Origin of the sequence: Pantoea wallisii (assembly GCF_002095485.1) — a bacterium.
Taxonomy (GTDB): domain Bacteria; phylum Pseudomonadota; class Gammaproteobacteria; order Enterobacterales; family Enterobacteriaceae; genus Pantoea; species Pantoea wallisii.
The window spans coordinates 16419-27723 of record NZ_MLFS01000062.1 but is presented as its reverse complement, the minus strand read 5'-3'; the positions used below and the strand labels follow the sequence as shown (position 1 = coordinate 27723).

The 11305-nt window shown below is 58.7% G+C and carries 4 protein-coding genes and 1 pseudogene; 1 reads left to right on the top strand and 4 read right to left on the bottom strand.

What is annotated here, in order from left to right; all coding sequences use genetic code 11:
* Positions 1-89: 89 nt before the first annotated feature.
* A complete protein-coding gene (gene amiC / locus HA48_RS18270) occupies positions 90-1325 on the bottom strand; it encodes an N-acetylmuramoyl-L-alanine amidase AmiC (protein ID WP_128602592.1) in 1236 nt (411 codons plus the stop codon).
* A gap of 232 nt (positions 1326-1557) precedes the next feature.
* On the opposite strand from amiC, the gene argA reads away from it, so the two are divergent.
* Positions 1558-2886: an amino-acid N-acetyltransferase gene (argA, locus tag HA48_RS18265; protein WP_128602591.1), complete on the top strand. Its 1329-nt coding sequence runs from the start codon at positions 1558-1560 to the stop codon at positions 2884-2886.
* A 101-nt stretch (positions 2887-2987) separates the two neighbouring features.
* Here argA and recD read toward each other — a convergent pair whose 3' ends face one another.
* From recD to ptrA, 3 genes and pseudogenes are all read right to left on the bottom strand, one after another.
* Positions 2988-4829, bottom strand: coding sequence for an exodeoxyribonuclease V subunit alpha (recD, locus tag HA48_RS18260; RefSeq protein WP_128602590.1), 1842 nt, complete (start codon positions 4827-4829; stop codon positions 2988-2990).
* Positions 4826-8365 (bottom strand): exodeoxyribonuclease V subunit beta, encoded by a 3540-nt coding sequence (gene recB, locus HA48_RS18255; protein WP_128602589.1) that lies wholly within the window; start codon positions 8363-8365, stop codon positions 4826-4828. Before recB ends, recD begins: the two co-directional genes overlap by 4 nt.
* Positions 8362-11258 (bottom strand): annotated as a pseudogene (gene ptrA / locus HA48_RS18250) (pitrilysin). Before ptrA ends, recB begins: the two are co-directional and overlap by 4 nt.
* Between the last annotated feature and the right edge of the window lie 47 nt (positions 11259-11305).

The window sequence follows — 11305 nt, the reverse complement described above, 5'->3', positions numbered from 1 at the left end:
CTTCTTCTTCAGAAGAGACATGACAACACCTTAACGGGTGTTTTTTTGTTTCTGGCGTTAGTAAAAAGCGGCATCCCTGCCGCCCTGCCTTAGCGACGTGCCAACACGCCACCTTTTTCGAAATACGCTTTGATACCGTGCAGAATGGCTTCCGCCACCTGATGCTGGTAGCGCGGCGTGCGCAGTTTGCGCTCCTCTTCGACATTACTGATAAACGCGGTTTCCACCAGAATGGATGGGATGTCCGGCGCTTTCAGTACCGCAAATCCAGCCTGATCAACCGTGCGTTTATGCAGATGGTTGATATGCCCCATGCGTGAAAGCACCTCTTTACCGAACTTCAGGCTGTCGCTAATGGTTTGGCGCTGCACCATATCGAACATGGTGTGGTCGAGATAGCGATCGCCGCTCATGCTAACCCCGCCGATCAAATCCGCTTCGTTCTGCGTCTGCGCAAGGAAGCGCGCCGCCGCAGACGTTGCCCCGCTGGTTGAAAGCGCAAACACGGAGGAGCCGCGCGCAGCACGGCTGGTGAAGGCATCCGCGTGAATGGAAACAAACAGATCGGCGCGCTGCTTACGCGCTTTCGCTACCCGCACGCGCAGCGGGATAAACACATCTTCGTTGCGCGTCATGTAGGCTTTCATGTTGCGCTCTTTATCGATCAGCGCTTTCAGATAGCGACCAATCTTCAGCACAATGTCTTTTTCGCGGGTTTTATACTTGCCGTGCGCGCCGGGATCTTCACCGCCATGCCCCGGATCGATCATGATGATAATGGGCCGGTCGCGTCCGGCTTTCCCCGGCAGCGGCGCCTGGGCCGGCTGGTCGCGCTCCAGCTCGCCCTGGTTGTAATCTTTCAGCAACGCCAGTAGCGGATCTTCTTCGTGCGATCCCTGGCTGGGATAGAGATCCACCACCAGGCGATTTTTAATGCCGGCGACCGGATCGAGGGTAAAGGTTTTCGGCGCAACGCTGCGTTTCAGCTCCAGCACAATGCGCACCGTGGTGGGATCAAACTGGCCAACGCGCGCGGTTTTGATATAGGGATCGTCAACGCGTACCAGCTTATCAATGCCCTTCAGCGCGCTGTTGATGTGCAGGTTTTCGATATCAATAACCAGGCGTTCCGGATTGCTCAGCGTGAACTGCTTGTACTTCAGCGCTACGTTCGATTCAAGCGTCACGCGTGAGTACGTTGAGGAGGGCCAGATGCGTACGGCAACGATGTGCCGGCTGGCCGCCATGCCAGTGCGTGTAACGCTAAGCAGCCACAGTGCGCCTGCGCCTTGTAAAAGTCGTCTTCGGGTAAAAGATTCGGACATGCCGCTCCAACTGCTGTGTTATGTCTAAAATATCGTCAGTTGACGAGAAGAAGGCGAAAACTTTATTCAATGAGGAATGTCTTGTCTTGCCGGAAAAACCAGATAATGCAGGCTGTTAGCGTACCTTGCATCAGGAAAATCGTAAAGTAACGTCAGGTCCGAAGCTTGCAATAAACGGCAAAAGAGCATAAAAATACACAAATTACGAATAATCATTCATTGAGGATTTGCCGTGAAGGAACGCAGTACCGAACTGGTTCAGGGTTTTCGCCATACCGTTCCCTATATTAATGCCCACCGTGACAAGACTTTTGTCATCATGCTGGGTGGCGAGGCCATCGAGCACGAAAACTTCTCCAGCATCGTTAACGATATCGGCCTGCTGCATAGTCTTGGCATTCGTCTGGTGGTGGTTTACGGTGCGCGTCCTCAAATTGATGCCAGCCTGGCGCAGCAACAGCTGGAGCCGGTTTACCACAAGCATACGCGTGTAACGGATGCGCAATCGCTGGAGCTGGTGAAACAGGCGGCAGGCCGTTTGCAACTTGATATCACCGCGCGGCTCTCGATGAGCCTGAATAACACGCCTCTGCAGGGCGCGCATATCAATGTGGTCAGCGGTAACTTTATTATTGCGCAACCGCTGGGCGTGGACGATGGCGTAGATTACTGCCACAGCGGCCGTATCCGCCGTATCGATGAGGAAGCGATCCATCGCCAGCTGGACAATGATGCTATCGTGCTGCTCGGTCCGGTGGCCGTCTCGGTAACCGGCGAGAGTTTCAATCTGACGTCTGAAGAGGTGGCAACGCAACTGGCGATCAAGCTAAAGGCGGAAAAGATGATTGGCTTCTGCTCCGAGCAGGGCGTCACCAACCGTGAAGGCACCATTATTTCGGAGCTGTTCCCGAATGAAGCCCAGGCGCGTATTGATGAGATGGAGAGCGACGGCGATTTTCTCTCCGGCACCGTACGTTTTCTGCGCGGCGCAGTAAAAGCCTGCCGCAGCGGCGTACGCCGCAGCCATCTGATTAGCTATCAGGAGGATGGCGCGCTGCTGCAGGAGCTGTTCTCCCGTGACGGTATCGGTACGCAGATTGTAATGGAGTCGGCTGAGCAGATTCGTCGCGCCAATATTAACGATATTGGCGGCATCCTTGAGCTGATTCGCCCGCTGGAGCAGCAGGGTATTTTGGTGCGCCGCTCCCGTGAGCAGCTGGAGATGGAGATTGATAAATTCACCATTATTCAGCGCGACAATATGACCATCGCCTGCGCTGCGCTCTACCCGTTCCCGGATGAGCAAATCGGTGAAATGGCCTGCGTCGCCGTGCATCCCGATTATCGCAGCTCATCACGCGGTGAGCTGCTGCTGGAGCGCGTGGCATTGCAGGCGCGCCAGATGGGGTTGAAGAAGCTGTTTGTGCTGACGACCCGGAGCATTCACTGGTTCCAGGAGCGTGGTTTTACACCGGTGGATATTGAGTCACTGCCAGAGAGCAAGCAGCAGATGTATAACTACCAGCGCCGCTCGAAGGTGCTGATGGCGGATTTGCGATAATTTTCAGTCAGATGCGGCAGTGTTTAGTGGGCGGCCTTACGGTCCGCCCCTGGACAGGTCCGGTGTTATCCTCTGCCGCGCTCTTCCGTTGACGCCTCTCCCTACCCTTCCCCGCCTAACCGATCCAGCAATCCGCTGCGCCGCTGCGTTCGCAGCTGCACCGCGCGATGGAACACGCCATCCTCGCTGTATAGCGTCAGCTGGCTACGCGCCCGGGTGATGGCGGTATAAATCAGTTCGCGCGTTAATACCGGCAGGAACTGCGCAGGCATAACCAGCGCGGTATGCTCAAATTCCGACCCCTGCGACTTGTGTACGGTCATTGCCCAGGCCGTATCGTGTGCCGGTAAGCGGCTTGGCTGCACCGCTTTGATGGTGCCGTCAGGCAGCGGGAAGAATACTTTCAGCAGCCCTTCGTCATCAAGCAGCGTAATACCAATATCGCCGTTAAACAGCCCGAGCGCGCTGTCGTTGCGCGTCACCATCACGGGCCGTCCCTGATACCAGCGGCTGCCGCCGGGCGGGCGGCGGATCAGCTGCATCTGCATCAGCTTCTGCTCTATACGCTGGTTCAGCCCCTGCACGCCAAACGGCCCTTCGCGCAGAGCACACAGCAGCTGATAGCGCGCAAAGGCGGCAATAATCGCCGCCGGCTCGGCGCGCTGTGCAATCAGCTGCAGGAACGGACGGTAGCCTTCGGCGATCTGCGCCAGCATCGACTGGTACGCTTCAGCGTCATTGAGCGGCTGACGCGAAATATCGCTGAATGCGCCCCGAAATGCCGCTTCAACGGCTTCGGTATCGCCGGCATTTACCGCAGCGGCCAGTTGGCCAATGCCGGAGTGTGCATCAAACCGGTAGCTTTTCCGCAGCAGACAGATGGCATCACGTACCGGTGGCGCAACCGCATCATCTTTACCGGCAATGTCGCAACCGGTCAGCACGGTCAGCTGGGTGGCGCGCACCGGGCTGTAACCCGCTTCGGCGCAGCGGCAGATATCCCCCAGCACCGCACCGGCCTCCACTGAGGCCAGCTGGTCGCGATCGCCCAGGAACACCACCCGCGCCTGCGGCGGCAAGGCGGCAATCAGGTTCGCCATCATACCGAGATCGACCATTGAGGCCTCATCAACCACCAGCACATCAAGGTGCAGCGGATTGCCCGCATGGTAGCGCAGACGCTGCGTCTCCGGCTGCGCGCCGAGTAAACGGTGCAGCGTGGTGGCTTCCGCCGGAAAGCGCTGCCGCTCCGCGTCGTCAACGGCCAGATCGCGCAACGCTTTGCCGAGCGATTCGGTCAGGCGCGCGGCCGCTTTGCCGGTGGGCGCCGCAAGCTGAATACGTAAACTGCCGTCGCTTAAGCGTATGAGGGCCGCCAGCAGTTTCGCCACGGTGGTGGTTTTCCCGGTGCCAGGGCCGCCGGAGATCACTGCGGTTTTTTGCGTTAGCGCCACAGCTGCCGCAATTTTTTGCCAGTCCTCTGCATGGGTTCCGAACAGCTCATCCAGCACGGCGCGTATCTGCTGCGGCGCAAACTGCTGTGGAGCAACCTGTGGCTGAAAGAAGCGCGCCACGTGGCCCTCATTATGCCAAAGCCGATGCAGATAAAGACGATCGCCGCTCAGTACTACCGGCGCGGGCCGCTCGCTGGCGCTGAGAGCATGCCAGTCTGCCAGTAGCGTTGACCAGTCAAGCGGCGCCCCAGCAGCCTGCCAGATGGCGTGTGCCAGCTCGGGATGGCGGCCATTGAACAAGCGCTCTTGCGTCAGCTGTGACAGCGGTAAACAGACATGCCCGTCGCCGGCCTCGGCGCTCAGGCAGGCCGCTGCCAGCATGTGTGCCGGCCGATCATCATCAGCCAGTAGCCGTGCGAACTGAATATCCAGCGCGCGCAGTAAGCGCAACGTTACCGCCTGTTCTAACAGCGCACTGATGGGACTCATGCTGTTGCTCCCTGCCCGCGAAACAGGCTATCTAATTGTGAAACAAAGTCGTAAGTGGGCCGGGTGTGGAATACGCCATTATCCGGCGAACTGCCATCCATGCCGCGCAGGAACAGATAGAATACCCCGCCAAAGTGCTGCTCATAGTGGTAATCCGGTACGCGGTGCTGCAGATATCGATGCAGCGCAAGGGTATACAGCTGGTACTGCAAATCGTAGCGATGGTCAATCATCGCCTGCGTCATGGCCTGCGGCGTATACGCCTCGTGGCTGTCACCCAGCCAGTTGGATTTGTAATCCAGCAGATAATATTTTCCCTGCCAGCGAAATACCAGGTCGATAAATCCTTTCAGCATCCCCTGCACCTGACGGAAATCGAGCGGAGGTGCATGCCGCGAGAGCGCATCCTGGCGCACCAGCGCATCCAGCCCGGCTGCGGTCAGCAGGCCGTCAATAGGCAGATAGAAACCCATCTCGATCAGGCGATCCGCGGGACGAATCCCGCTGAGCTGAATGCCCTGCGCATTCAGCGGCGTGCTCACCACGCGGGCAATCCAGTCGCTCAGCATCGGCTGCCAGTGCAGTGGATAACCGTTCTGCTGCAGCTGCTGCTCCAGCTTTTCTGCCGGGGGCGGCTGGGTAAAATCCAGCGATTCAAACAGTTCGTGCAAGAAGGTACCGGGAGCGGCACCGCGCGGGAAGTGGTGCGGCGTGAGCGCCGCCTCCAGCGCGGCCTCCTTCTGCTCTTCGCCGGCGGCATCAACGTCAAAGTTAGGCATGACGTCAAGCAGACGCTGGCTACTGTGCTGCTGCAGGGCAGAATAGCTGGTGACGCGCCAGGATTCAGCCAGCGCGCGCGTCACCGCACGGGCACGCAGTTCGCTGTCCGCTATCGGGGCCTCCTGCCAGCGAGGGGTTTCCAGCGCCTGCGCAAGCACCATCTCGGTTCCCGCTGTAGCGATCTCCTCCAGCAGCGCTGTCAGCTGCGCGGCGCTTGCCGCTTCACCACGCTGCAACAGGAAACCGAGCGCACTTTTATGGAGATCCGTTGTGCCCTCTTTTTTGCGCGTGCCGCGAAACAGCGGCGCAATGCCGATGCTGCAGTGATAGATCGAACGCGTCAGCGCGACGTACAGCAGGCGTAAATCTTCTGCCAGCCGCTCCTGCTCTGCCAGCGCCAGGCACTGCTCATCATTCTGCAGATCCAGCACGGCGGCATAATCTTCACGATCGTGATACAGCGCGATATCCGCTTCACGGAAGCCCGCAGCAAACGGCAGCCACACCAGCGGATACTGCAGGCCTTTAGATTTATGGATAGTCACGATCTGCACCAGATGGCGATCGCTCTCCAGGCGCAGCTGCTGGCTGGCGGACTGGCTGTCCGGCCGGGCAATCTGTTGCGCCAGGTAGCGCACCAGCGCATGGGGGCTGTCCAGCTGCGCGGCCGCCTCCTGCAACAGCTCACCCAGATGCAGCAGATCGGTCAGCCGGCGCTCGCCATTTTCTGACGCCAGCATATTCTCCGCCAGCTGACGCTCCAGCATGAGCTCCCGCAGCATCGGCAGCACGCCGCGCTGATGCCACAGCTGCTGCCAGCGGGCAAAGGTATCAACCAGTTCATCCCAGCCGCGGGCATCATGATCCAGGGCATCGAGCTGCGCGGCGTCGAAGGCAAACAGCGAGGTTGCCAGCGCCGTGCGTAGCATGCGCTCCTGTTCGGGCGCCAGAATCGCCTGTAGCAGCCACAACAGCTCGCGCGCTTCCGGCGTGGTATAAACGCTGTCGCGGTTTGATAAATAGACCGAGGGAATGCCCAGCTGATTCAGCGCTTCGCGAATCAGGTTGGCTTCGTTCCGGCTACGCACCAGCACAGTGATATCCGATGCCTGGACCGGCCGCAGCGCAGCGGCTTTGCCAAGCATCGCGCGCTGCTGATGTCCGGCCTGCAGCCAGCGGCTGATGTCCGCTGCGCACTGCTTCGCCATATGCTGCTGATACTCACTCACGCTGACCCCGTCGCCCGGCTGAAGCCAGAAGCGCAGCGCTGCCTGCTGCTCTCCGGCCATGCTCAGGTGCAGCTGCTGATTCGGTGGCGCAAAGTTAACCGGCAAAAACGGAATGTCTGCGAAAAGAAACGGTGCCGGCAGGCGCATAAACAGCTGATTGACGCTGTCGACCATGGCCGGCGAGGAGCGCCAGTTAGTATCGAGCGTGTAGTGAGCGCTAACTTCACCCCGTGCGCGGATATAGGTGAAAATGTCCGCGCCGCGGAAGGCGTAAATCGCCTGTTTAGGGTCGCCAATCAGCAGCAGCGCATGCCCGGGCTGATGGATGTAGAGCGTGCGAAAGATGCGGTACTGCAGCGGATCGGTGTCCTGAAACTCATCAATCAGCGCCACCGGAAAGCGCTGACGGATCGCCTGCGCCAGCGCTTCACCGCCCGGCTGTTGCAGCGCATCATCGAGCCGGCTGAGCAGGTCATCAAAGCTAAGCAGCGCCTGTAAACGTTTCTCTTTATGCACTGCGCGGCGCACTTCCACCAGCGCGCGTGCAATCACCACATCACGCAGTGACAGCGGTTGAGCAAGAAAGGCGTCAATGGCAGCAAAGAGAGCATGCTGCGGCGGCGTCCCTTTTTTGGTTTTCTCATCCAGCACTTGCTGGCCAAAACGCGCCAGCTCTGGCGGAACCTGATAGTTCTGCGTTTCGCTCTGCGCCCAGTGGGTCACTTTACTCACCCATACCGGCAGGTTTTTGCTGCTGTAGCTGCGCTTATCAACATCTGATTGCCCGACCAGCGCCAGCACCTCATCACCTACCGCCAGCCACTGCGCTTTCATCGCTGCGATACGCGACATGTTCTCTTCATGCCGCGAAGCCAGGGTTTCGCTATCGGCCGGCGGCAAACGCAGCCGCGGCGATTCGCCTTGCAGCCAGGGCCGCAGCGTAGCCAGCAGCTGTTCGGGTCCGAGCCACTCATCAACAATAACTCTGGCAATATCCAGCGTCAGCGGGTAGCAGTGACGACGCCAGAAGTCTGCCGTGGCCTGGCGTAACAGATGCTGCTCATCTTCAATCAGGCGCTGTTCAAACAGCATGCCGGACTCAAAGGCGTTGAGATTGAGCATGCGCTGGCAGAAGCCGTGAATGGTAAAAATCGCGGCTTCGTCCATCTGGCGCTCGGCGGCCAGCAGCAGCGAAGCGGCATCGTCAGGCTGCGGAATTTCAGCCAGCAGCTGCAACAGTACCGGATTACTGCTGGTGCCGCGCAGGCAGGCGAGGCGCAGCGCGTGGATATTCTCACGAATACGCCCGCGCAGCTCCGCCGTCGCCGCTTCGGTAAAGGTGACGACCAGAATCTCTTCGACCGAAAGCGGACGCGCATAGGCGTTTGACCCGCCCAGCCCGAGCAGCAGACGCAGGTAGAGCAGGCCAATGGTAAAGGTCTTGCCGGTACCGGCTGAAGCCTCAATCAGGCGCTCACCGCGCAGCGGCAGCGTCAAAGGATTGAGCGATTCAGTGTGCTGGCTCATGGTTTATCGCTCTCTACAGAGAGTGACTGTTGTAGCTTAGACAGCTCATCCCAGCGGGTGAAGCCCGGCAACTGCGCATAATCTTCTTTGCTGTCACCCTCATGGCTCCCGCCCACCTGCGAAATCATCGCCATGCCCTGCTGTTCCAGCACCGCTTTATGGAAGAAATCCGCCAGGCCGGCTGGCGTCAGCTGCTGAATTTGCTCAATAGCTTTATCCCGCGTATCAAAAGCGAAGTTCTGGCGATTGAAGTCCCGGTTATAGCGATTGGCCTCCTCATCCAGCGTTTGCGGGCGCTGCCTGAGATCGTTAATCATCGCCTGCTGATACTGCGCAAAATCCTCTGGCTTCATCGAACGCAGTCGCTGCTCTGCCTGCGGATAGAAGGCCTGAAAACGCTGCAGCAGATAAGCGGGCGGTTTGCTGTTGCTTTGCAGCAGGAAGCCAATGCCCCACTGGCGGCCAATCGGCATCTGGTAAGCGAACACTGCGTACCCCAACTGCTCTTCGGTTCGCAGCTGGTTGTAGAACCACGGCTGCACAATCTGGCTCAGCATGGTGCTATTGGCCATGCTCTGGTATTCGCTGTAGCCGAGCGGGACATACAGCGCGGCCAGCGCGGAATCCGTGCTGCTACCCGCTTTTTGCAGATCCGCCCTGCTGGCTTTATCAACCACAACGTAGTCGCTGTGCCAGTAGTCACGCCCGTCGCTCTGCAGCTGCTGTTTAAGATCCTTACCCAGTTGGGTAACGCGCTCAGCGGACAGGTTACCCACCACCATCATCTCCGGCGTGGCATGGCGAATCAGCGCATCACGATAATCAGTGACCTCTTTAAGGGTGATATCGTTAACCAGCTTGCGTCGCGCCTCGCGCTGGGTGTAAGGCAGTTGCGAGAGCATCTGCATCGGTTGAATCGCCTGCTCGAAGGCCTTGCCTTTCTCTGCGGCTTCCAGCCGATCAAGATACCAGGATTTTGCCTGCGCCAGCTGCTGCGCATTCGGCTGGAACGTGGCATACCCCTCCACCAGCTTTTTCAGCAGCTCCGGTAAGCGCTGCGTAAAGCCGCTGGCGTTAAACACCAGGCCATCATCTTCGCCCGTAGAGAAGCTGATCCCGCCAATTGAGGCCTGTGAATTGAGCTCATCAAGCGCCAGGCTGGAGAGATAGTCATTAAGGCCAAACAGCACCTGCTGGCGCGCATCGCCAATCGCCATTTTATTACGCAGCGCCAGGGTAATTGCCGCTTTGGGTTCGCTGGCGTAGTACTGGCTGGGCATACGGTAGATGCGCATGCTGTCGCCTTCGGTCAGCGCTTCCGGATGATCAAAGCGTCTATTCTCCGCAGGATGAGGGAGAAATCCGAAGGAATGTAAGGATTGAGCGTCGGCATCGCCAGCGTGATCGGCGCGGCAAGCTGCTGCCACGTGCTGAACTGTGCGGCGCTGATTTTATCGACCTGGTATGGCGCATTCACGAAGTACGCCTGTTTGTTATGCGGCTCCTGCGGGCTGATGTACCAGATACGCGCATTTTCAGGCGTCATATCGGCGAGGCGCGACCGGATGGCAACAGGATCGAACTGGTCGGCCATGTACGGCGCATCCAGCGTATGATCAACCGGTACGCGTAGCATGGTATCCACCAGCCACTCTATGTAATCCATATCGCGCGTGATCGACGGGTAACGGAAATCCAGCGCCAGCACGTGTGAGACCTCATCAAAATAGGTCTTATCGATCCCGTGGTTACGCAGCATATTGAGATAGCTGAATACGGCGGCAACCACCCGATCGCGCTGCGCCAGGCCTTTATCGGTGAGGGAGACAGAGATGGCAAATACACCACTGTCACGCTCGCTCATCGGATCGGCGCCGGCATTGACGCCATCCGCCAGCCCCTGCTGCTGCAGCCAGTCGTTCAGGGTATTTTTACTGCGATTCCCCAGGATATAGCCAATCAGCGTATCGGTTTTGCTGCGGAACTTATCGCTGTTGTTCGCGATACGAAATTCAATTTTCAGCTGCTTGCGTGGCTGAGCGGGCACGTAATGAATAATAATGCCCTTTTGCGCATCGGTCACCACCGGTACGTTAATCACCGGGACGCTGGCCTGATGGTTGGCCACGCGACCGAAGGTACTGGCGGCGATATCCGCCAGCGCCGGCAGCGGTTGGTTGCTGTAGATCACCGCCTTCATCAGGTTGGCTGAATAGTGGCTGTGGTAGAAATCCAGCAACGCCTGATGCAGTTTACTGCCGGGTTTATCACTCAGCGTCTCGAGATTACCGCCGGAAAAACGCGAAGCCGGATGAGCCGGATTCAGGGTCTCCGCGCCCACCTGCGCCATGCGCAGGCCGTCACGCGAGCGTGCCATGGTCAGTTCGGCGTTAACCGCATGACGTTCGCGATCGGCGTTAACGGGATCGAGCAGCGGTTCAGCTATCGCATCCGCCAGACGATCAACCGCCGGTTGCAGCGCATCGTTCTCCACTTCAAGATAGAACGCGGTGCGGTAGGATGCGGTACTGGCATTGTGACTGCCGCCGTGTTTTTTCAGGAATTCAGCCAGGTTATCCGGCTGCGGATAGCGCGCTGATCCCATCAGTACCATGTGCTCCAGGTAGTGCGCCAGCCCCGGCTGCTGGTCAGGATCGTCAAGCGAACCGATAGGTAATGTCAGTGCCGCCAGCGATTTCGGTGCTGCGGCATCGGAGACCAGCAGCACCGTCATGCCGTTACTTAAGGTGATGGCCTGATAACTGCGCGGATCGTGATCGCTTTTACGAATGGTTTCATTGATGGGCTGCCAGCCCCGTTCGGCTTCGGCATAGGCGCTCAGCGCCAGCGTGCTCAGCAGCAGCGCACCTACCCAGCGTGCATAAATCCGCATTTCAACCCCTTACTGTTACCCTTATCCGCTGGCTGTGTGCCCGGCGG

Bases quoted from the DNA above. Each gene is read 5' to 3' on its own strand.
- amiC (WP_128602592.1), bottom strand. From the start codon at position 1,325: ATGTCCGAATCTTTTACCCGAAGACGACTTTTACAAGGCGCAGGCGCA.
- recD (WP_128602590.1), bottom strand. From the start codon at position 4,829: ATGAGTCCCATCAGTGCGCTGTTAGAACAGGCGGTAACGTTGCGCTTA.
- recB (WP_128602589.1), bottom strand. From the start codon at position 8,365: ATGAGCCAGCACACTGAATCGCTCAATCCTTTGACGCTGCCGCTGCGC.